At 61.2% G+C, this 21,876-nt stretch carries 15 protein-coding genes and 1 riboswitch; of the genes, 2 read left to right on the top strand and 13 right to left on the bottom strand.

The features are described from left to right. Nucleotides 1-7 precede the first annotated feature (7 nt). From H7B67_RS06230 to thiC, 12 genes are all read right to left on the bottom strand, one after another. The gene (locus tag H7B67_RS06230; protein WP_185118923.1) at nucleotides 8-802 is read right to left on the bottom strand and encodes a (2Fe-2S)-binding protein; all 795 of its coding nucleotides are present in this window, start codon (nucleotides 800-802) and stop codon (nucleotides 8-10) included. Between the two features lie 20 nt (nucleotides 803-822). Next, nucleotides 823-1,818, bottom strand: a complete 996-nt coding sequence (locus H7B67_RS06225) for a FecCD family ABC transporter permease (protein WP_185118922.1) — start codon at nucleotides 1,816-1,818, stop codon at nucleotides 823-825. Continuing rightward, nucleotides 1,815-2,822, bottom strand: coding sequence for a FecCD family ABC transporter permease (locus H7B67_RS06220; protein ID WP_185118921.1), 1,008 nt, complete (start codon nucleotides 2,820-2,822; stop codon nucleotides 1,815-1,817). Before H7B67_RS06220 ends, H7B67_RS06225 begins: the two co-directional genes overlap by 4 nt. Continuing rightward, on the bottom strand, nucleotides 2,819-3,829 hold the full coding sequence (locus H7B67_RS06215; protein ID WP_245363970.1) for an ABC transporter substrate-binding protein: 1,011 nt from the start codon (nucleotides 3,827-3,829) through the stop codon (nucleotides 2,819-2,821). Before H7B67_RS06215 ends, H7B67_RS06220 begins: the two co-directional genes overlap by 4 nt. A gap of 111 nt (nucleotides 3,830-3,940) precedes the next feature. Next, nucleotides 3,941-5,551 (bottom strand): helix-turn-helix domain-containing protein, encoded by a 1,611-nt coding sequence (locus H7B67_RS06210; RefSeq protein ID WP_185118920.1) that lies wholly within the window; start codon nucleotides 5,549-5,551, stop codon nucleotides 3,941-3,943. A gap of 148 nt (nucleotides 5,552-5,699) precedes the next feature. Then, entirely contained in the window at nucleotides 5,700-8,873 is a 3,174-nt protein-coding gene (gene zapA / locus H7B67_RS06205) for a cell division protein ZapA (RefSeq protein ID WP_185118919.1), read from the bottom strand. A 134-nt stretch (nucleotides 8,874-9,007) separates the two neighbouring features. After that, nucleotides 9,008-11,464: a phenylalanine--tRNA ligase subunit beta gene (gene pheT, locus H7B67_RS06200; protein ID WP_185118918.1), complete on the bottom strand. Its 2,457-nt coding sequence runs from the start codon at nucleotides 11,462-11,464 to the stop codon at nucleotides 9,008-9,010. 28 nt (nucleotides 11,465-11,492) lie between these two features. Then, a complete protein-coding gene (gene pheS, locus H7B67_RS06195) occupies nucleotides 11,493-12,527 on the bottom strand; it encodes a phenylalanine--tRNA ligase subunit alpha (RefSeq protein WP_185118917.1) in 1,035 nt (344 codons plus the stop codon). A gap of 365 nt (nucleotides 12,528-12,892) precedes the next feature. Continuing rightward, nucleotides 12,893-14,032 (bottom strand): glycine oxidase ThiO, encoded by a 1,140-nt coding sequence (gene thiO, locus H7B67_RS06190; protein ID WP_185118916.1) that lies wholly within the window; start codon nucleotides 14,030-14,032, stop codon nucleotides 12,893-12,895. Then, the gene (locus tag H7B67_RS06185; protein WP_185118915.1) at nucleotides 14,029-14,862 is read right to left on the bottom strand and encodes a thiazole synthase; all 834 of its coding nucleotides are present in this window, start codon (nucleotides 14,860-14,862) and stop codon (nucleotides 14,029-14,031) included. The genes thiO and H7B67_RS06185 overlap by 4 nt, the downstream gene beginning before the upstream one ends. A gap of 8 nt (nucleotides 14,863-14,870) precedes the next feature. Then, the gene (thiE, locus tag H7B67_RS06180) at nucleotides 14,871-15,740 is read right to left on the bottom strand and encodes a thiamine phosphate synthase (RefSeq protein ID WP_221468679.1); all 870 of its coding nucleotides are present in this window, start codon (nucleotides 15,738-15,740) and stop codon (nucleotides 14,871-14,873) included. A 22-nt stretch (nucleotides 15,741-15,762) separates the two neighbouring features. Next, nucleotides 15,763-17,526: a phosphomethylpyrimidine synthase ThiC gene (gene thiC, locus H7B67_RS06175; RefSeq protein WP_185118914.1), complete on the bottom strand. Its 1,764-nt coding sequence runs from the start codon at nucleotides 17,524-17,526 to the stop codon at nucleotides 15,763-15,765. 344 nt (nucleotides 17,527-17,870) lie between these two features. Then, nucleotides 17,871-17,976, bottom strand: a riboswitch (TPP riboswitch). Nucleotides 17,977-18,649: 673 nt separating this feature from the next. On the opposite strand from thiC, the gene H7B67_RS06170 reads away from it, so the two are divergent. Then, nucleotides 18,650-19,387 carry an MBL fold metallo-hydrolase gene (locus H7B67_RS06170; RefSeq protein WP_245363968.1) on the top strand — a complete coding sequence of 246 codons (738 nt, stop codon included), beginning with the start codon at nucleotides 18,650-18,652 and terminating at the stop codon, nucleotides 19,385-19,387. A 139-nt stretch (nucleotides 19,388-19,526) separates the two neighbouring features. Here the strand turns inward: H7B67_RS06170 and H7B67_RS06165 are convergent, their stop codons facing one another. Then, on the bottom strand, nucleotides 19,527-19,922 hold the full coding sequence (locus tag H7B67_RS06165) for a hypothetical protein (RefSeq protein ID WP_185118913.1): 396 nt from the start codon (nucleotides 19,920-19,922) through the stop codon (nucleotides 19,527-19,529). Nucleotides 19,923-20,319: 397 nt separating this feature from the next. On the opposite strand from H7B67_RS06165, the gene H7B67_RS06160 reads away from it, so the two are divergent. Beyond that, nucleotides 20,320-21,789, top strand: a complete 1,470-nt coding sequence (locus H7B67_RS06160) for a PTS mannitol transporter subunit IIBC (protein ID WP_185118912.1) — start codon at nucleotides 20,320-20,322, stop codon at nucleotides 21,787-21,789. Nucleotides 21,790-21,876: the final 87 nt, after the last annotated feature.

Here is a 21,876-nt window from a genome sequence, read left to right as displayed (position 1 = left end):
CGAAGAATCACTCGGCAAAACCGGCTCTTCTTGCGGCTCTCTCTTCTTCCTTCAAACGCGGGCAGGTATAGCAGAACGAGCCTCCATCCGTCTTGTAATAAAGGCAGCAGGCCGCCTTGATTGCGGCGGGCTTTCCCGTTCCCTTCAAGGGCTCGACGAGCCTGATGGCGGACTGGAACGGATTGCGAGGGAGCCCGAAGCAACGAACGGGTTCGAGCCCCTCCCTAAGGACGGAATAATCGCTATTCAATCGGAGCAGGTTCTCCGATCCCGCCATCTCTTCTTGGAGGAGGACGACGGCGTTCCGGAATCTCGTCGGCATCTGGCCCCACAGCTCGCGCGGGTGCAACCCGCTCGACGAAGAGAGAGACGCGATCAATGGCATCGCTTCGTTCCGATAGAAGCTCGAAAGCGCCTCCGCGCACCAGTCTTTCCTTGCCTTCGTTCCGTCGTTCCCTTGCTCCTGCCACCGAACGACGCGGAAGCGGACATACGCTTTGTCGGCATCGCCTAGGATGGCCGCCTCCAGGTTGCCTAGCGAAAGATCGGGAACCACGTCCCGGAGCGACAGCGCGAGCTGCAAAGCTAGCGCGACCCCGCCGAAGTAGCCGGCGAAGTAAGTCGCGGCAGTCGTGCGATCCGCGCTCCGGATGCGCGGCGAGAATTCGTCGAGCAATCTGCCCATAACGCCCGGTTCAAGCAACTTGGAGGCCGGAAGATACCAGGCGTCTTCCCGCGCCGGGAATGCCGATACCTGAACTCCAAGTTTATTCTCCATTAACCCGAAGAAGTCTATGTCCATACGCGATGGCATCCTTTCGACTAGAAACGATTCCGGTTCTGATAGAAGAGATACAGGAAGAAGGGAGCCCCGACGCCGGCCGTGAATACCCCGACCGGAATGTCCAGCGGGTAGAAGGCGACGCGGGCGACCAGGTCGGCCAGAAAGACGATCATTCCTCCCGCGAACGCCGAGCCAAGCAGCAAGCCGCGGAAGCTATGCCCGACGAGCAGGCGCGCCAAGTGCGGGGCGACCAAGCCGACGAAGCCGACGGCTCCCGCCGTCGATACCGCCGTGCCCGCCAATAGCACGCTAAGCCCGATCAGATAGAATCGATGGCGCTGAAGCGCGACGCCCAGCCCGATGGCCGATTCGTCGCCGAGCGACTGAATGTTCAGGCTCCGGGCAAGCAGAAGAAGCAACGGAAGACTGACTAGCAAGGCGGAGCCGATCAGCCTGACGTCTTCCCAAGCCGCGCCGTAGACGCTGCCGGTCAGCCAGATATAAGCCTCGCTCGCCGTTACGATCGGGCTCATCACGATCATGAACGTCGTCGCCGCGCCGGTCGCCGCCGAGAATCCGATGCCGATAAAGACGAGCCTTAGCGGCGTCACCCCCCGGCTCCAAGCCAAGGCGTAAACGAGCATCGACACGAGGAATGCGCCCAGAATGGCGGCAATGGGCATCAACCCGATGCCGACCGTTCCGCTCGCGAACGTGAGAAAGGCAACGGCAGCCGCCGATGCGCCTCCCGTGATTCCGATAATATCGGGAGACGCGAGCGGATTGCGGACGACGCCTTGCAGGACGGCTCCCGATAAGCCTAGCGCCGCTCCTGCGAGCAAGGCAACGTACACTCGCGGCAGCCGCAGCGTAAGCACCACAAAGTCGTAATCGCCCGTTCCGATTCCCAATATCGAGCCCCACACGTCCCAAGGAGCGATCAGCGTACGGCCCAGCGCGGCGCCGAACGCGCCCGCCAGCAGCACGAGCGTACCGAGAGCGTATAGATTGCGGCGGCTGCGAATCCGATTCATACGCGATCCGCTCCTCTCCGGGCAAGATGAACGAAAAAGGGAACGCCTATGGCTGCCGTCAAGACGCCGATCGGTACCTCTTTGGGCATGATGACGAACCTTGCCGCGATATCCGCGAGAAGCAGAAGAACGGCTCCCATCACCGCCGAGAACGGCAGAATCCAGCGGTAGTCGCGACCGGCAACCGCGCGGGCAAGGTGCGGCACGACGAGCCCGACGAAGCCGATCGCTCCGACGATCGCGACGGAGCCTCCGGCGAGCACGACGATCAGGACCCCTAGCAACGCCTTGATCAAGGTCGTATTTTGACCAAGTCCGCGGGCAGCCTCGTCCCCCGCCGCAAAGACGTTGATCGACCGTCCGAGCAGGAAGGCGGCGAGCCCCGCTGCGGCTAGCAGCGGCAGCGCCATAATGAGATTGTCGAGCGGGCGGCCGCTGACCGAGCCGGCCAGCCAGAACAAGACATCCTGCAGGCCCGATTCGTTCGTGACAAGCATAGCCTGCGTAAAGGAAGCGAACAGCGCCGCGATTGCGGAACCGGCGAAGACGAGCTTCATCGGCGTCATGCCGCCGCGTCCCAAGGAGCCGATGCCGAATACGGCAAGCGCCGCGAGCGTCGCTCCGAGGAAGGCGAAGCCCATCAGCTGGAGCATGGAATCGAAGCCGAGGAACAGCGCGGAGAAGACGACGAAAAAGATCGCCCCGGCGTTGATGCCGAACAGGTCGGTCGAGGCTAGCGGGTTCCGCGAGAGCGCCTGCATGAGAGCCCCCGCCAGGGAGAGACACGCTCCGACGACGACGGAGATTAAGCTGCGCGAGAGCCGCTCCGTTCGGATGACGATATGCTCGACGACGGACGGATCGTAGCGAAGCATGGAATCGACAAGGTCGCCCCAGCCGACGGGAGTTCTGCCAAGCAGAAGACTCGCCGCGAACGCGGCGAGCAGGAAGAGTATGGAGCCTGCCAGGAGCGGCGCGCGATAACGGCTGATCCCCTGTCTCATGAAAGGAAGAATTCGTTAATCTGGTCCAGCATGAGGTGAGCGGACAAATAGCCGCCGGCGAAATTCCAGGCCACGCCGTCCACTTGATAGACCTTATCGTTCTTGACCGCGTCCAGATTCTTCCACAGAGGATGCTCGGTCCATTCCTTGTAGAGCTTGTCGACCGCTCCGGATTCGTCTTCCGAGTTGAAGTTGAAGATGACGTCCGCGTTCATGTCCGGGATGCTCTCCTTCGACGTCAGTTGGACTCCCCATTCTTCCGAATCGTGTCCCGGCGGACGCGAGAAGCCCAAATCCTTCAGGATAATGCCCGCATAACCCATGTAGAATATCCGGGCATGGTCGGCTCTGAAGTTCGTGATCGTCGCTTCGATCGGCAGCTTGTCGCCCATCTTCGTCTTGAACTCGTTCACGCGGTCGTCCCATTTCTTCATGAGCTCGTTCGCTTTGTCCTGCATGTTCATCGTCTCGCCCATGAGGCGGACGGTATCCTTCCAATCGTACACCTGGTCGATCATGACGGTCGGGGCGATCTGGGACAGCTGGTCGTAAATCTTCTCGTGGCGAAGCTTCGTCGCGAAGATAACGTCCGGCTTCAGCTTGTAAAGCTCTTCCAGGTTCGGCTGATCTTCCGTGCCGAGCAGCGGAATCCCCTCCAGATCTTGGCGCAAGTATTCGTAGATCGGCTGCTGAACCCAGGACTCTACGATGCCTGCCGGCTTGATGCCGAATGCGACGGCCGTATCGTTGGCGCCTTGGTACAAGGTGACCACGACCTTCGGAGTCCCCTTGATCTTCGTCTCTCCCATGGCGTGCTTAACGATTCGCTCCTCCGTCTCGGCTCCTTGCGATGAAGAAGCGGCGCCGCTTGCGGCCGGAGATCCGGACGCTTCCGCGTTTCCCTCGTTATTCTCCGAATTGCCGCCGCAGGCGGACAAAACCAACATCATGGCGATCAAAAGCATAACAAACGGCATTCCCATTCTCGTTCTCTGTCTGGCTGGCATGTCCTCTTCCCCTCTGTCCCTTTTCCTCAAGGGATCCGTAAATGATATTGATTCTCATTAACGATTATAGAGATTCGGGTCCGATTGTACATGTCCGCGTCCGACGTCTATTTATACGATTCCGTCATCGCCGAACAAAGCGAGCAGCCTATCCAGCAGAAGATCATGAGAATAAGAGGTATATAACGTATAGAGGTGCTGCTCCTCCAGCAAGGAATAAATCCGTCCGTTGCGCGCGGCTTTCATGCCGGACCAGCGCGGATCCGCCCTAAGCGATCGAAGAACGGATTGAATCCCTTCCCGCGTCGCCTCGGAGCCGTCGTTGCGGAACCCGGTGAATACGATTCGGTCGGCATCGCAAGCGAATAATTCTTCCTTGTCGATCAAACGGAAATGCTCGATGCCCTCGGCGGCCTCCGGAGCGCGGATTCCCAGATCCTCGTATAACACCGCGCCTACGTTGCGGCGGCCGAAGAGGCATAGGCGACGATTGCCGACCCCCACGATAAGCACGGAGTCTTCTCCGATCCGGTCCCGGAGATCCCGGCGGACCATCGACGCTTTAAGCTCGTACCGCTCCAGCCAGCCCGTCGCTTCGCGCTCCAAGCCGGCCGCCTTCGCCACCTCATGCTGTTGAGATCTCCAATCGGCAAAAAAAGGGATCGTAACCGTCGGAGCGATCTTGCCGAACATGCGCGCTTTCGGTTCGGTGGCTTCGTCCAACAGCTCATAGGTCAGAATCAAGCCGGGGCGGGCCGCGACGAGCTTGTCCAAGTCCGGACGGAATTCCCCGATCGCCATCGTTCCGGTTAGCTCGCGGCGGAGCGGATAAAACCCGTTGATCAAGGCGCCGCGAGGCGCAACCCCAAGCGCGAGCAGATGACCCGTGAGGTGATGCTGGAGCGTGACGATCCTTCGTTCCGCCCGCCACTTCTCCGCGTATGCGGACGGGGCCACTCCGTTCTCCTTCTTAAACTTGCGGCTAAAGTAGAATTCGTTGGCAAAGCCGACGTTCTGGGCGATGGACCGGTAGCTGTCGTTGGTCAGAACCAGCGCCCTTTTTGCGTGGCCAAGGCGGATATCCGTCAAAAATTCGGTAGGGGTTTTCCCCATCGCCTTCTTAAACGTTCGCGTATAATGGTCCGCGCTCATCCCCGCCATCGCGGCGAGCTCCTGGCGCGTCAGGTTCATTCGGTAATGACGCTCCATGTATTCGACGGTCGCCTGAACGGCCCGTTCCGGCTGAGGCTCGGCCGAAGCCTCGAGCGGCTCCAGCAAGGCCAGTAGCAGCTCTTGGAACCGAAGATTCGTTCTCAGCTCCAGCCTCCCGCTCTTTCCCGCCTCCTTTTCCAACTCTTTATATAACATCAGGCAAGTCGGCATATGCGAAATCGGCAAGGAAACGGGAAGCTTCGGCTCCATCTCCCTCGTCCCCTCCGGACCGATGGCGCTAAACTCGATTTCGGCCAATTCCGCGGGGCGTTGCAAGCCGAGAGTCATCCGGCAGGAAGCGTTCGGCGGGATGAAGTAAGCATGGGAGGAGACGACCTTGTAGCTAGAGCCTTCCAACTCCAGCGTTCCTTCCCCCGAGAACGCGAGGATAAGCCGATGCCGCGCTCTCCGGCGCCGCGCCTCCGGCTGCCCGCTTGTCCGCCTTGCCATGGCATGCATTCGATAAAGAAAATAACTCCAATGTTCCGCGTCCGGACTATTTCTTGCCATCGCGCTCCTCCGCATGACGTGATTTTATTGAGAATCATTTTCAATTGTAAGCGGGATCGAACAATTCGTCCAGCGGAACCCCGATAGAACCGAAGGACGCCCGCTATCGCTCTCGCGAAAGGGGCGTCCTTCGGAATCCATTCGGAGATTACGTCTCCGTCTCCAGCATGTCGATCCATTCGTTATATTCGTTCTGAAGCTTCGAATATTCCACGAGGAGAGCTTCATGCTCCCTTCGGATGGACTGAAGCTCGGCATTCAGCCTCTCGATCTCTTCGTCGTTGCCTTTATCCTCCGCCGCCTCGGCCAGACGGAGGGCGAGCTCTTCGTCCAACTGAGAACGGAGAGACTCGATCTCCTCTTGATGGCGAGCGCGAAGCTTGGCCAACTCGGTTGCTCTCTCCGTCTGGAGCAGCTCCAGCTCGGCTTGGCGCTGGCCTTCCAGCGATTCGACGGCAGCCGCTTGAGCCCGGGCGATCTCCAGCTCTCTCTCCGCATGAGCCGCCGCTTCCTTCCGGCGGTCAAGCTCCCGAAGGAGTTCTTCGACTCTGCGCTCCAGCTCCGGCTGCTGCGCCGACAACCTCGAAGCGGCTTCCCTTGCCGCCCGTTCCCTATCGCCAAGCTCGGACAGCTGGGCTCTCTGCTCTTCCAGCGACCGCTCGGCCGACTGACGGGCCGCTATCGCGGACTCCAGCTTCGCTTCCAGCTCTTCCTTGCCGCGCTCGAGGTCGCTTAGCTTCTCCTCCAACGCCCGTTGGCGCTGGTGAACCCCTTGCTCCTGATCGGCTAGCTCGTCGAGCAGTCCGTTCGTCTCTTCGAGATGCTTCTCCGCGTTCTCCCGCGCGGCACGCTCTTCCGCCAGGCGCGAAGCCTGCTCCCGGAGACGGCTCTCGAGTTCGGACAGCGTCGCTTCCAACTCGCTTGAGCGCTTCCGCGCTTCTTGCTCGCTCTCGGCGAGACCGCCTAGAAGCTGCTCTTGTTCGGCAAGCCGTTGCTCCAGCAGCTCTCTCGTCTCGAGCTCCGTTTGGAGCAATGAGGAGGCCTCCTGCCTCGCGGATTCGAGCGCCCGTTCGGTCTCTTCCGCCAATTGCCGAAGCTCCAGGCATCGGAGCTCCAGCTTCTCGACGGCCAGCTGCCATTGGTCCCGCTCCGACAATTGCGCGGCCTTCAAGGCGTCCACTTCCGCCTGATGCTCCGTTCGCAGCGCGTTCCGAACGGCCTCGAATTCCTCAAGCTGCTCGTAAAGGACGGAATCCTTCTCGGATTCCAGCGAGACGATTCGCGCGTCCAGCTCCTTCTGCTTCGCTTCGAGCGCCTTGGCATGCTCCGCCTCCAGGGCTTCCAGCTGCCGGCGATGCTCTCGTTCCAGCTGCTCCAGCTTGCCGGATTGCTCCTGCTGCGTCTTCTCGAGCAACGCCGAGTATTCCGTCAGCAGCGCTTCCGCTCTTGCCGTCAGGATCGCGCGTTCTTCGTCGAGCTTGCCTTCGTATTCGGCGGACAGCGCCGCGAGCTTCGACTCGAGCTCGGAACGGGCCGCTTCAAGCGCGGCCTCCTTCGCTTCCCGTTCGGCTCGAACCGCTTCGCGGGCGGCATCTCTTTCCGAGATCGCTTCCTGAAGGACAGCCTCATGCTCGACGATAGCGGACAGGAGGGCTTCTTCGTGCTCGGAGCGAGCAGCCTGCAGGATTTTCTCTTGCTCGGAACGAACGGATTGCAGAGCTTCCTCGTGCCCGGAACGAACGGACTGCAATGCTTCCTCGTGCTCGCTGCGAGCGGCGAGCAGCGCTTCTTCCAGCTTAACGCGCGCCTCTTCGAGCTCCTTCAGCTTCTCTTCATGGCCGGTCCGAACCGCCTCAAGCGCGGCTTCCTTCTCGGCGAGCGCCTGCTGAAGCTTCTCTTCCTGCTCGATTTGAACCGCGAGCAAGGCCTCCTCGTGCTCGGCCCGCACCGTATGAAGAATCCGCTCGTATTCGGAGCGAATCTCTTGAACGGCCGTCTCGCGCTCGGATCGGGCGGCTTGCCGCTCTTCCTCCAGCGATGCCGTCAGCGCTTGCAGCTTCGCCTCGTATTCGGCGCGAACGGACTGAAGCTCTTCCTCGCGAGAAGAGGTCAGCAGATGAACGATGTCGTCATGCTCGGAAGTAAGCGCCGTAATCTCGTTCGTATGCTCGCGCGTCAGCTCGGCCAGCTTCGCTTCGGAAGCGGCGATAATCTCGGTTCTCTCCTTCTCATGCTCCGCTTGCGTTCGCTCCAGCTTGCTCTCGAGCTCGCTAAGCTCTTGCTTATAGGCGGATTCCGCCTCTTTAAGCCTCGCTTCCAGCCGCTCCCGCTCGGACGCGCTCGCGGCAAGATCGCCTTGAACCGCGTTCAGCTTGCCCTCGAGCTCCGAACGGACGCCGGACAGCTCGAGCTCCGCCGCGGCCAACAGCTCGTTCTGATCCTTCTCGGCCTGCTCGCGAAGCTCGCGGAGAGCCGAATCCGCGGACTCCCGCAGCTCCTGCTGCTTCCGAAGGGATTCCTCCAGAAGCGCTTGGCGCTCCAGCTCCGCGGTTTCCGTCAGTTCTCTCTCCCGCAGCGCCGCGGCTTCCATCAACTCTTGCTCCCGCCGTTCCGAGGTCTCCTTCAGCTCCCGCTCCCGCAGCTCCGCGGCTTCCCGAAGCGCGGCGACCTCGGCCTCGCGGGCCAGACGCGCTTGCTCGAGCTTCGACTCCTTCTCGGAACGCTCCGCTTCCAGAAGCTCGTTATATTCGAGGGTCGTCTGTTCCAGAAGCTCTTCGTTCTCGGCTTTAAGCTTGTCCAAGGCGGCAGCATGCTGCTTCCGAACGGATTCCAGCTCGGTGCGATGGCTCTCGATCAGAGAGTCCACCTCTTGCTGGTTGCTCTCGACCAGCGAATCGATCGTCTGCTGATTGCTCTCGATGAGAGAATCGACCGTCTGCTGGTTGGTTTCGCGGAGCGCTTCCAACTCGAGCCGGCTCTGTTGCCTGAGAGCTTCGAGCTCCCGCTCGCCGCGCTCTTTGACGGCCGACAGCTCGCTTCCCAGCTTGAGCAGTTCCTCGGACAGCCGGATTCTCTCGGCTTCCTCGTGCAGCAGCCGCTCGTTCTCCCGGCGAAGGCGAAGAAGCTCGTCCGCCATGTTGACGGAAGCGAGCACGCCGAGCTTGGACAAATCCAAGCGCGGCGAACCGTTGGAGATCTTGAACATCTGCTCGTTCACCATGGAGGCGACACGCCGCATGTGATCGGGGTTCGAATGGCCCGTCAGCGTATATTGCGTCCCATATATGTCAACCGTTACGCGAGTACGATCATCAGCATTCACGGTTTGTACCTCCCAGTATCTATATGAAAAATCGCAGCGAATCCATCTGCGCGCGGCCGACGCTCCGCGCTAGAATCGGAACGCCTATTGCTTTGCGTCATGATGTATTCGCTGCGGTTCAAAAAGTTTCCTGCTTATTTTCGAAGTTCGGCTCCGAAAGTTTGTTCCAATTTTGTCAATACGCGGTTATGAGCTTCCGTCACTTCTTCGTCCGTCAGCGTGCGCTCCGGATGGCGGTAAACGGTCGATAGCGCGACGCTTTTCTTCTCCGTCCCGAGCCGCTCCCCGGTATACACGTCGAATACCCCGGCCGACTCGAGCAGCTCGCCGGCCGCTTCCTCGATCGCCGCGACCAGAGCTCCTCCTTCGACCTCGCGGCCGACGACGACGGCCAAATCCCGTTCGACGGAAGGATAACGCGGCAGCGTGCGGTACTTGATCGAGGCATCTACATGATCGTACAACGCGGCAAGCTCGATCTCGGCGACGAAGGTGTCCCCAAGGTCGAACTCGCGCTGCAGGTCGGGATGCAGCTGGCCGACGTAACCGATCGATACGGATCCCCCGTCCCGCTCAAGCTTCAGCTCGGCCGTGCGTCCCGGATGGAAGTGCTCCGGCTGAGCCGCCGAATACGCGATACGATCCGCCAACCCGAAGCGCTCGAAGACGGAATCCAGGATGCCCTTCGCGTCGTAGAAGTCGACCTTCTCCGATTGGCGGTTCCAAGCGGAGGACACGCGATTGCCGGTAAGCAGCAGCGCGACGCGGGTCTTCTCGGTCGGCAGCTTGGTGAGCGCCGTTTCGTCCGAGTGGAACACGTTCGCGATCTCGAACAGAGCCACGTCGTTCGTCTTGCGCGCTTGGTTATAAGCGGCCGCTTCCAGCAGGCTCGGCAGCAGCACCGTGCGGAGCACGCTGCGCTCCTCGCTCATCGGCATCGCGAGCGGAATCGGCTTGGCGCCCTCCGCGCTTCCGTTCAGTTGAGGGAACAACGCGGCCCGCTGCGGAGAAACGACATTGTAGGAGATCGCCTCGAACAATCCCGCCGCGGCAAGCAGCTTGCGCAATTCCCGGCGAACCGCTTGCGGCTTCGTCAGCGCTCCGGTCGTCGTCGGTCCTTCGATCGGCGTCGTCGGAATCTCGTCGTACCCGTGCAGGCGAGCGACTTCCTCGATCAGATCGACGTCGCGGCTGATGCCGTTGCGGCGGGACGGCACCGTGACTTGCCATTCCGATTCCGCGGTTTCGACCGCCTGGAACTGCAGGCGGGACCAGATCGTCTTCACCTCGAGCGACGGAATCCGCGTTCCGAGGAAGCTGTTGATGCGATCGAGACCGATCTTCACGACGACGGGCTCGACGTTCGCCGCGCCGGCTTGAACCGCTCCGTCCAGCACTTCGCCTCCGGCGTATTTCGCCATGAGGACGGCCGCGCGATCGAGCGCCTCCAGGACGCGACCCGGATCGACTTCCTTCTCGAAGCGCGCCGAAGCTTCGGAGCGCAGACCGAGCTGTCTCGACGTGCGGCGAACCGATCCTCCGTCGAAACGCGCGGACTCCAGAATGATATCCACGGTGTCGTCCGTCACTTCGGAGTTGAGGCCGCCCATGACGCCGGCCAGCGCGATCGGCTTCTCCGCATCCGCGATAAGCAGCATATGCGGCTCTAGGCTGCGTTCCTTGCCGTCCAGCGTCTCGAGAGTTTCGCCTTCGCGGGCCAGGCGCACGTCGATCTGTCCTCCGGCTACCTTAGCCGCGTCGAACGCGTGCAGCGGTTGGCCGTATTCCAGCATGACGTAGTTGGTGATGTCGACGATATTGCTGATCGGACGGACGCCCGCGGCGATCAGCCGGTTCTGCATCCACAGAGGCGAAGGTCCGATCTTGACGCCGCGGATGTAGCGGGCCGAATAATGCGAGCACAGCTCCGGATTGCTGATCTTCACCTTGACGCGTTCCGAAGCCCATTCGCCGGAAGAGATCAGCTCCATCGCCGGATCCGGCAGCGTCAACGGCCGGCCCGTCAGGGCGGAAGCCTCGTAAGCGACGCCCAGCATGCTGAGGCAATCCGAACGGTTCGGCGTCAGGTCCAGCTCCAGAATGGAGTCGTCCAGAGCGAGAACGTCCAGAATGCTGGCTCCGATCTTCGTGTCGGCCGGAAGAATGTACAGGCCTTCCTGCTGTTCCTTCGGCAGTAGCTTCTCGTTGATGCCGAGCTCCTTCGCCGAGCAAAGCATTCCTTGCGATTCTACGCCTCTCAGCTTAGCGCGCTTGATTTTCAAACCGCCCGGCAGCTCCGCTCCGACCACGGCCACCGGGACCTTCAGCCCGGCCGCTACGTTCGGCGCTCCGCAGACGATCTGCAGATCCTCGCCGGTGCCGGCGTCTACTGTGCAAACGCTCAGCTTATCGGCGTCCGGATGCTTCTCCTTCGTCTTGACGAGACCCGCCACGACTTGCGTGACGCCCAGGTTGCGGGAAGGAACCGAGTCGATCTCGATGCCCCCGCGCGTCATCATTTCGGCGAGCTGCGCAGGTTCGATGCCGCTTAGATCGATATAGTCTTTAAGCCATTGATAAGATACGTTCATGATAGGTTGTCGTCTCCTTTCCTTAGCGTTACAATCGGGCGAACTGCCCGAGGAATCTCAGGTCGTTGTTATAGAAGTGGCGAATGTCGTCGATGTCGTACTTCAGCAGCGCGATGCGCTCGACGCCCATGCCGAACGCGAAGCCCGTCACTTCCTTCGGATCGTAGCCGCCGTATTCCAGAACCTTCGGATGCACCATTCCGCAGCCGAGAATCTCGATCCAGCCGGTGTGCTTGCACATCCGGCAGCCGTGTCCTCCGCATTGCGCGCACGTCACGTCGACTTCGGCGCTCGGCTCGGTGAACGGGAAGAAGCTCGGGCGAAGGCGAATCTGCGTATTCTCGCCGTACATCGCCTGAACGAATTGCAGCAGCGTTCCCTTCAGGTCGCTCATCCGGATGTTCGGGCCGACGACGATGCCCTCGATCTGATGGAACATGAACGAATGCGTCGCGTCGTCGTCGTCGCGGCGATACACCTTGCCCGGGCAGATGACCTTCAGAGGAGTCTTGCCGCCGGCGGCGCGCATCGCGCGGATCTGAACCGGGGACGTGTGCGTGCGCAGCAGGATGTCGTCGGTCAGGTAGAACGAATCCTGCATGTCCCGCGCCGGGTGGTTCTTAGGCAGGTTCAGCGCTTCGAAGTTGTAGAAGTCGGTTTCTACCTCCGGACCTTCCGCGATCGAATAACCCATCCCCAGGAAAATATCCTCGATCTCCTGAGTCACCTTCGTCAGAGGGTGGACGAGGCCCGTTTCGCGCTTCTTGCCCGGCAGCGTGACGTCGATCGTCTCCGAACGCAGGCGGCGCGCCGTCTCCTCGCGATCGAACGCTTCCTGCTTCTCGGCGATGACGGCTTCGATGGCCGCGCGAACTTCGTTCGCCACCTGTCCGATCACCGGACGCTCCTCCGCGCTTAACCCTCCCATTCCGCGCAGAATCTCCGTCAGCTGGCCTTTTTTGCCCAAATAATGAACCTTAAGCTCATTCAGCTGATTCGGATCGCTAACTTCCTTAAGCCGCTCCAGCGCTTCGCCGCGCAGCCCTTCCAGACGTTCCTTCATCTTGCTCGCTCCTTATCGTCGAAAATAAAAAAGGCCCTCTCCCGAAAAAGGGACGAAGGACCGTGTTACCACCCTTGTTGGATCGTCCATCCTGCCGCGTGGCGCGGCAAACGAACAATCCCACTCTTACGGCGTAACGGGCCGCTGCCGGTATCCTCTACAGCCGGATCGCCGATCGTGGCGCGACGCGGGTTCAAGGCACTGCTCCGGAGTGAATTTCGGCAGCCTGATTTCTTAGGAACGCTCCCAGTCTCCGGCGTTCCCTCCCTGCAAGAAGGCGCTGCTTACTTGTCTCCATCTCAGCATTTGCGAGAATGTTAGCTATTATTATAGGGGAACGGCAAGGCGATCGCAAGTCGGATAGGCTAGCTCCCCGATCTCGCCCCGGAGAACCGTTCCGGAGAGAACGGCTCCAGCCTGCCGTCGGTTCGGCCGACGCGTCCTTCCAGCCAATCGCAAGCGGCGGCTGCCGTTGCCGGGCTGAGCAAGATGCCGTTCCGATAGTGTCCCGCGGCCAGGAAGACGCCCGGCATGGACGCTAGCGGCCCCAGAAGCGGCCATCCGTCCAACGTCGCCGGGCGAAGTCCCGCCCAGCGGCGCGCGGGTTCCGTTCCCCGCAGGTCCGGAAACATCTTGCCGGTCCAGCGAACGAGCCGGCCGATGCCGGCTTCGGTAACGGACCGATCGAATCCGGCGACATCCTCCGATGCGCCGCAGACCAGGCTACCGTCCGATTTGCGAACCCAATAGGCCTGGGAGGTAAAGATCATATGGCGAACGTCGCACGGCAACGGGCGGTAGGCGCAGATTTGCCCGCGGATCGGGTGCACGGGAACGGGCGCGCCCAGCCATCCGCCGTGCAGTCCGCTCCACGCTCCCGTGCACCAAACGGCGAGATCGGCGGCATGACGTCCCGCCGCCGCCGCGGTCACCCGCACGCCCGAGCTCTCATCCGCCTCCGCGCGCAGCAGCTCGCCCGCCCCCGCGACGAGACGAACGCCGGCGCGAAGGCAAGCCAGCTCCAGCGCTTCGACCAGCTTCGGCGCATGAACGTGCCCCTCTTCCGGGCAATACAGCGCGGAGACCGCTTCCCCGGTCAGCCCCGGCTCCAGCTTCCGCAGTGCCTCGCCGCTCAACCGTTCGGCGAAGCTTCCGAACGGCCTCTGCCACTCCATGCGCCGAGCCAATGGGAGCTCGTCGGCTTCATGCAGCGCCACCTGCAGGCTGCCGGTTCGAAGGAATTCGACGCGCCTTCCGGAAGCCTCTTCTACTCTGCGCGCCCATTCGGGGTAAAGCCGGAGGCTGTCCAGGCACAACCGAAAGAAGGCGTCGGGGCCGTCCGGGTTCTCCGAGAACGGCGCGAGCATGCCCGCCGCCGCTCCGGACGCTTGGCCTCCGAACCCGTCCCGCTCCAGCACCGTTACGGCGAATCCGCGCGACGCCGCCTCGAAGGCGCAGGAGAGGCCGATGATTCCTCCGCCGACGATTAGCACGGACGGCTTCATGTCGGCCGTCTCCGGGAATCGGCCTCGCCGCCCGCGTTCCCGAACAGGACGCCGGCCGGTTCGCTGCTGGCGGTCGCATAGCGCTTCCGCGGAATGCGGCCCGCTTCGGCGGACAGCCGGCCGGCTTCCAGCGCGAGCCTCATCGCCCGGGCCATCGCGACCGGATCCCGGGCCCGCGCGACGGGCGTATTGGCCAGGATGCCGTCCGCGCCGAGCTCCATGGCCTGAGCGACGTCCGCCGCCGATCCGAGGCCCGCGTCGACGATGACCGGCACGCGGGCCTCCTCCGCTATCAGCCCGAGATGGTACGGATTGAGCAGCCCAAGCCCCGTCCCTATCGGGGCTCCGCCCGGCATGACGGCCGCCGCCCCGGCTTCCTCCAGCCGCTTGCACAGCACCGGATCGTCCGAGGCATAAGGCAGAACGACGAAGCCTTCCTTGACCAGCCTCTCCGTCGCCCGCAGCGTCTCGATCGGGTCGGGCAGCAGCGTACGCGAATTCGCGCTGATCTCTACCTTGACCCATCTGCCGAGTCCGGCTTCCCGGGCGAGCCGGGCGATTCGGACCGCTTCGTCCGCGTTGCCCGCTCCCGACGTGTTCGGCAAGTAGATCAGTTTCCGGTCCGCGAGGTGCGACAGAATGGAATCGTCCTCCGCGCAGCCCAGATTGACGCGCCGGACGGCGAACGTAATAACCTCCGCCCCGGAGGCTTCCAGCGCCATCAGCATCACCGCGGGACTCGGGTATCGGCCCGTGCCGATAAAGAACCGGGAACGGAGCCTCGTCTCTCCGATGACGAGCGCATCCCGGTCGTTTGTCTCGTTCCTCATGCCGTTGTTCACCCTCCTCCGACGAAATGGACGAATTCGATCCGGTCGCCGTCCTTGAGCGGAAGGAACGGCCAGTACGCCTTGCGCGCCACTTCCCCGTTATGCTCCGCCACGGCGTTCTTGTCCGCCAGCCCGAACTCCGCCGCCAGCTCCAGCAGCGTTCCAGCCTCGGTCGTCCTCAGGACGCCGTTTACGGTCACTTCCTTGGCCCGTTCCCGAACGGCGGCATCTTCGGGCGAAGCCGCCCGTTCGCTCCGTTCGATAAGACTGCGCATCTCCCGGCAGACGGCGCCGGGATCCGGGTTCCCGACGACGGCCGACACCGCGCACAGCCGCTTCGCTCCGGCGGCCAGCACCTCGGCCGCATTGCCCGGATGGATGCCGCCGATCGCGAAGAACGGGATCCGGATCTCCGCCGCGGCTTCGGCCACGAAGGAGGTCGTGACGGCCGTCCGGCCCGGCTTCGTAGCCGTCGGGAATACCGGCCCGACCCCGATATAGTCGGCTCCGGCGCGCTCGGCGGCGCGCGCCTGCTCGATGGAATGGGTCGAGATGCCGATGAGGCGGTCCGGGCCGAGAAGCTCGCGCGCGGCGGCGATCGGCGCGTCCTCCTGCCCGAGATGGACGCCGTCCGCATCCGCGGCCAGCGCAACCTCGGGGTGGTCGTTGACGATCAAAGGAACGCCGTACCTCCTCGTCAGCTCCCGCAGCGCGCGGGCTTTCTCCAGCAGCTCCCGCGCGGGGGCATCCTTGTCCCTCAGCTGCACCAGGTCCGCGCCGCCGAGGATCGCCGACTCCATCACCTCCAGCAGCCCCCGGTTCGGATGGTACGTCTCCCCGGTTATGACGTACAGCTTGCACCGGTCTATTTTCGACATCCGTTCCCTTCCTCCCGTTGGTTCACGCATAGAGATTGCCCCCCGCCGCTTTGAACGCTTCCGCCTTCTCCTTCATGCCTGCGTCGATCGCTTCCGCGTCGTTAAGGCCGCGTTCCTCCGCATAGGCGCGAATATCCTGCGTGATTCGCATGCTGCAAAATTGAGGCCCGCACATCGAGCAGAAATGCGCCGTCTTCGCTCCCTCCGCCGGGAGCGTCTCGTCATGGTACGCCATCGCCCGTTCGGGATCGAGCGAGAGATGGAATTGGTCCCGCCAGCGAAATTCGAATCGCGCCTTGGACAGCGCGTCGTCGCGAATCCGGGCTCTCGGATGGCCTTTGGCCAGATCGGCCGCGTGGGCGGCGATCTTGTACGCGATGACGCCTTCCTTCACGTCCTCCCGGTTCGGCAAGCCGAGATGCTCCTTCGGGGTAACGTAGCAGAGCATGGCCGTTCCGAACCAACCGATCATCGCCGCGCCGATCGCGGACGTCAGATGATCGTAGCCCGGCGCGATGTCCGTCGTCAGCGGCCCGAGCGTGTAGAAGGGCGCTTCCTTGCACACCTCCATCTGCCGATCCACGTTCTCCTTGATCAGGTGCATCGGCACGTGGCCCGGACCTTCGATCATCACCTGAACGTCATGCTTCCACGCGATATCCGTCAGCTCGCCGAGCGTCGCCAGCTCCGCGAACTGAGCTTCGTCGTTGGCGTCGGCGATCGAACCCGGCCGAAGACCGTCGCCCAGGGAGAACGTCACGTCGTACGCCTTCATGATCTCGCAAATCTCCTCGAAGTGCGCGTAGAGGAAATTCTCCTTGTGGTGGGCGAGACACCAGGCGGCCATAATCGAGCCGCCGCGCGACACGATGCCGGTCACCCGCTTGGCGGTAAGCGGGATGTAGCGCAGAAGGACGCCGGCATGGATCGTGAAGTAGTCCACGCCCTGCTCGGCCTGCTCGATGAGCGTGTCGCGGAACACCTCCCAACTGAGCGCCTCCGCTCGGCCGCCGACCTTCTCGAGCGCCTGATAGATCGGCACCGTTCCGACGGGCACGGGAGAGTTGCGCACGATCCACTCCCTTGTCGTGTGGATGTTTTTGCCGGTGGATAAATCCATGATCGTATCCGCTCCCCAGCGCGCAGCCCAGGTCATCTTCTCCACTTCCTCCTCGATGGAGGAGGCGACGGCCGAGTTGCCGATGTTGGCGTTGATCTTGACGTGAAAACGGCGACCGATAATCATCGGCTCGATCTCCGGATGATTGACGTTGGCGGGAATGACGGCCCGGCCTTCGGCCACCTCCGTCCGCACGAACTCCGGACTCATTCCTTCGCGAATCGCGATGAATTCCATCTCCGGCGTCACGATGCCCTTGCGGGCGTAATGCAACTGGGTTACGTTGCGTCCCGCCGCGGCTCGCCGAGGACGCCGCAGCAGCCCCGGGAACGCCTCCGCCCCTTGGCGAACCGCCTTCTCCTCCGTCTTGAATCCGTTGTCTTCCGGCTTGACCGTTCTGCCCTCGTAGGCTTCCGTATCCTCGCGCTCGATGATCCAACCGTCCCGCAGCGCGGGCAAGCCCCTGCGAACGTCGGCTTCGAACGAGTCGTCGGTATACGGGCCGCTCGCGTCGTAGACGCGGACCGGCTCGTTCGGCGTCTCGGTTCCGCCCGGACCGCCGCTCGGCTCGAGCGCGATCTCCCGCATCGGAACCCGGATATCCGGGCGGGATCCGGTCACGTAAACTTTGCGGCTTCCCGGCAAGGGCGATGTTAAAATCGGCATGAAAAAAAACCTCCATACGGGTTGGATTGGAATCCCCCTGGAGGTCGCTGTCTAGCATCCGGAAATTGGACAATTGTCGCCGCGAGCGGACTCTTCGCCTGCTCCTGCCGCTTCTGCCGCGAAGGCAGAATGCTTGCGCCGATGACTTCCGAGCGCGGCGGAGCCGCGACATCAGAAAAGCCGCCCCCAGAAGGAGCGGCCTAAGTGCGCGCCACGCAAGCGATACGCGGAAGAACCCTCCGGGGACGGACATCCTCGAAGGATCTTCCGCCGACGTAAGGCACGCCGCTTGCGCTCGGAACGCCCGTTACCGCGGGACCGTTCCGGCAGACGCATCGCCATATGACACCCATTGCCCACTTTCCTACGCTGGCATGACCCAGATCAGGTTCAAAGGGACCAAGGCGAATCGCCTTATCTCAGCCCTTGCGGGCGCCCCTAGTGGAATTCCTAAAGACACTGTACATGTTGACGGAGCGGCTGTCAACTTCATCCAACCCTAATTCGGCGCCGGGAAGGCCGTTCAAGCTGCTTCGATGGCGGGTTCGGGGAAAAGACAATGCTAGCGATGCACCTGGTCGGACTGCCGAGAAAGTCATCCGGCGACTTTCATGCCCGGGATCGGCTAACGGACACTGGCGACTCTTAACCGCTGTTTTATGGCCCTTTGGAAATGTAATGGACATACAGATCAACGTATTTAACGGACTGTAAGTCCGTTAGAATCGCGGTTAACCCGTTTGAGGGCGTGGCGATTCCTTTTTGCCGGCTTCGAGCATCCATTTATCTGCCATCGATTCGGTTTGATAAAGAGTAATCGGGCTTTACTAATGCAAAGCTAGCGTATCCAGTACTACTCATTGGCGGAATCCGGCGCGGAAAACGAATGCGTGCCACCCGGCACCTCCTCTTTTGGCGCGATCAGCCAATGGGAGTAATCCGGTTATTCGTTTGTTAAAATCATGACACGCCGCCTTTCTCGCAACCCTCATTTGCCTATTGACAAATAAATATTTTTGTGTTATAATTATAAATTTATCTATTTACACATTGAAACATCTCCTTTAAGATAGTCAAACAGACCCCGGCCGGGTTCCTCCATCCTCAAGGAGTGTGAATCGCATTGCTTATCGATCAAGGAATTGCCATGCTGTCCATCCGCGCTCAGGTGATGGGACAAACGGATACGGTCCATCCGGTGCTGCTGTGGGACGAGCAGGACGTCGTTCTCGTGGACACGGGATTCCCGGGCCAGCTCCAACAGCTTCGCGAGACGATCCTGTCCCTGGGCGTAGATCCCGCAAGGATCAACCGGATCATCCTCACTCACCAAGACATCGATCATATCGGCAACCTGCAAGCTCTTACGGAGAATTCGTCGCCTCCGATCGAAGTAAGCGCGCATGCCTTGGAGAAGCCGTATATCCAAGGAGAACGAAGGCTCCTTAAATTCACGGACGAAGCGATCGCCAGCGTCGACCGGATGCCCGAGCAGGTTCCCAAGTCGTTCCGCCGGGGCCTTAAAGCCCTCATGCTGAATCCTCCGAAGGCCGCCGTCGATCGCGTCGTCGCGGGCGGAGAGCGCCTGCCCTGGTGCGGAGGCCTCCTTGTCATCGATACGCCCGGGCATACGCCGGGGCACATCAGCCTTTACCACGAGCCTTCGCGCACCTTGATCGCCGGAGACGCGCTATTCGTACGGGACGGCCAGCTCCATGGCTCGGAACCGGAAACGACGTTCGACATGGAGGCGGCCAAAGCTTCCGTGGCCAAACTTACAGGCTATGCTATCAAGAACCTTGTTTGCTACCATGGCGGCTTTTACAACCATAGGATCATGGAACGGCTTGCCGAGATATGAAAAAGCTTCGAACGGGGGAGATTCTCCCCCGATCCATGCCAATCCCCTCTGCCGCTGCATCAGCGGATCAGAGGGTATCTTGATTAACGGCTATCGTGCCTGCCGGCCGTTATGAAACAGAATCGGTCAAGAGCTGAAATCAGTTCACGCTGAACGAATAGTTATAAGCGGTGCTGCTGTAGAAGCTCGCCACGACATACAAGGTACCGCCGCCGAAGAAGGAGACGCTCGTCGTTCCCGCCGGCTTATAAGCAAGCAGGCTTCCGCTGGAGTTGCGCACTTCCATCGCGGTTCCGGAATTTCCGTATAACGTATGGGTTCCGTAGCTCGCGTCGGTCAGCTTCCAGTAATCGTTCACGTCGCTGCCGCTGACGACTCCCCAGTTATATTCGCCCAGGGACGTGGCGCTTGCCGCAGCCAGCGAGTCGTTCGGCTCGGTTTCCCCGGCTGCGGTCGCAGTCGCCGAGAATGCCAACGCCATCGCCAAAACCGGCAGCGCGACTCTTGCGAATCTTCCCGTCTTCCTTTTCATCATTTACACCCTTTCTTTACATATTTTTCCGGCAGGCGAATCTATTATATCACGCGGTCATCCCTTTTTGTCTCCATCCTTTTTCCTCGTACGCCGTCTTCCCCGTTCGGACAAGAACCTCGCATAACGAAAATCGAATTGTAATATACCGACCGTTTGGGTAAATCCGGAATAGGGAGGTATCGAAGCCGTTTTCATTCCAGCCTGATTTTTGCCGCCATTCCGGGGAGAATCGCGAGTATTATTTTCATCCGCGGAACTCATCTTAAATGCTGTCAACAGCGCAAGCGACAAAACCTCGTTATCCTCTTGTTGCCGGTAGATTCGGGATTGAATTACGATAGCAATTGTCGACGGCAAGAAAAAGAAAGCGATTACTTAAAACGAGGAGGAACCCTCAATGGCAGAAGTCCGAAGCAATTCTTCAGCCGAAGGAATTCGGGTTGGCGTCCAGAAATTCGGCCGCTTCCTCAGCGGCATGGTGATGCCCAATATCGGAGCGTTCATCGCTTGGGGCATCATAACGGCGCTGTTCATTCCGACCGGTTGGATTCCGAACGAAGAAATGGCTAAGCTGGTCGACCCCATGATTAAATATATGCTTCCGCTCCTGATCGGCTATACCGGCGGAACCATGGTCCACAAGCAGCGCGGAGGCGTCATCGGGGCTCTGATGACGATGGGCATCATCGTCGGGACGGACATCCCGATGTTCCTGGGAGCGATGATCTGCGGACCGCTGGCCGCTTGGGTGCTGAAGCAATTCGACCGGTCGATCGAAGGCAAGATCAAGTCGGGCTTCGAGATGCTGGTCAACAACTTCTCGCTCGGCATTATCGGCGCCATTCTGACCTTGATCTCGTTCAACGGGGTCGGCCCCCTGATCGAGCAGATCACGAAGTGGCTGTCCTCGGGCGTCGAATTCCTGGTCAACCAGAACCTGATTCCGCTCGCGAACATCCTGATCGAGCCGGCCAAGATCCTGTTCCTGAACAACGCCATCAATCACGGCGTTCTCAGCCCGATCGCGGTCGAGGAAGCGGCGCGCACGGGACAATCACTGCTGTTCATGCTGGAAGCCAACCCGGGTCCGGGACTCGGCATCCTGCTGGCCTACATGATCGCGGGCCGCGGAAGCGCCCGGCAATCGGCGCCCGGCGCGGCCATTATCCACTTCTTCGGCGGCATCCACGAGATCTACTTCCCTTACATCCTGATGAATCCGCGCCTTATTCTGGCCGTGATCGCAGGCGGGGTTACGGGAACGTTTACGTTCTCGCTGTTCGGAGCAGGCCTTGTCGCTCCGCCTTCCCCCGGAAGTATCTTCGCCTTCATCGCGATGGCGCCGAAGGGCGGATTGCTGGCGGCGCTGAGCGGCATCGTAACCGGCGCGGCGGTATCGTTCGCGGTAGCGGCGCTGCTGCTTAAGACGAGCAAGCAGACCGCGGAAGATGGCGACCTCGAGGAAGCTTCCAGCCGGATGAAGGAGATGAAGGCGGCCGGCGCGATCGGAGTCGCGACCGCGGGCCCGGCTGTCTCGAATGCCTTCGCTCAAGCTGCCGTATCCTCCGGGAACGCCGCGGGCAAGCCTAAGGAGGAAGTCCGCAAGATCGTCTTCTCCTGCGATGCCGGCATGGGATCGAGCGCGATGGGCGCTTCGATTCTCCGCAAGAAGATGCAGGCGGCCGGTTCCGGCGTTACGGTCATCAACACGGCCATCAGCGACATTCCGGAGGACGCCGACATCGTCATTACGCACAAGACGCTGACCGACCGCGCCAAGCTCAAGGCGCCGGGCGCGGAGCATATCTCGATCGACAACTTCCTGAAGAGCCCGGAATACGACAAACTCGTCGAACGGCTCGCCTAATTCGAAGCACCAATCATAGGTCGCTAACGCCGGGGATAAATATCCGGCGTTAGCGCTATTCTGTCGTTATGGGGGCATGCCCGTGAT

The sequence above is a fragment of the Cohnella thailandensis genome, assembly GCF_014212135.1.
In the GTDB taxonomy this organism is placed as follows: Bacteria; Bacillota; Bacilli; order Paenibacillales; family Paenibacillaceae; genus Cohnella; species Cohnella thailandensis.
Note: the sequence above shows the minus strand (reverse complement) of the source record. Positions and strands in the feature narration are given on the sequence as shown.

Coding starts and splice junctions, on each gene's coding strand:
- H7B67_RS06230 (WP_185118923.1), bottom strand. CDS start 802: ATGGACATAGACTTCTTCGGGTTAATGGAGAATAAACTTGGAGTTCAG.
- H7B67_RS06225 (WP_185118922.1), bottom strand. CDS start 1,818: ATGAATCGGATTCGCAGCCGCCGCAATCTATACGCTCTCGGTACGCTC.
- H7B67_RS06220 (WP_185118921.1), bottom strand. CDS start 2,822: ATGAGACAGGGGATCAGCCGTTATCGCGCGCCGCTCCTGGCAGGCTCC.
- H7B67_RS06215 (WP_245363970.1), bottom strand. CDS start 3,829: ATGCCAGCCAGACAGAGAACGAGAATGGGAATGCCGTTTGTTATGCTT.
- H7B67_RS06210 (WP_185118920.1), bottom strand. CDS start 5,551: ATGGCAAGAAATAGTCCGGACGCGGAACATTGGAGTTATTTTCTTTAT.
- pheT (WP_185118918.1), bottom strand. CDS start 11,464: ATGAACGTATCTTATCAATGGCTTAAAGACTATATCGATCTAAGCGGC.
- pheS (WP_185118917.1), bottom strand. CDS start 12,527: ATGAAGGAACGTCTGGAAGGGCTGCGCGGCGAAGCGCTGGAGCGGCTT.
- thiO (WP_185118916.1), bottom strand. CDS start 14,032: ATGAAGCCGTCCGTGCTAATCGTCGGCGGAGGAATCATCGGCCTCTCC.
- H7B67_RS06185 (WP_185118915.1), bottom strand. CDS start 14,862: ATGAGGAACGAGACAAACGACCGGGATGCGCTCGTCATCGGAGAGACG.
- thiE (WP_221468679.1), bottom strand. CDS start 15,740: ATGTCGAAAATAGACCGGTGCAAGCTGTACGTCATAACCGGGGAGACG.
- thiC (WP_185118914.1), bottom strand. CDS start 17,526: ATGCCGATTTTAACATCGCCCTTGCCGGGAAGCCGCAAAGTTTACGTG.
- H7B67_RS06165 (WP_185118913.1), bottom strand. CDS start 19,922: ATGATGAAAAGGAAGACGGGAAGATTCGCAAGAGTCGCGCTGCCGGTT.
- H7B67_RS06160 (WP_185118912.1), top strand. CDS start 20,320: ATGGCAGAAGTCCGAAGCAATTCTTCAGCCGAAGGAATTCGGGTTGGC.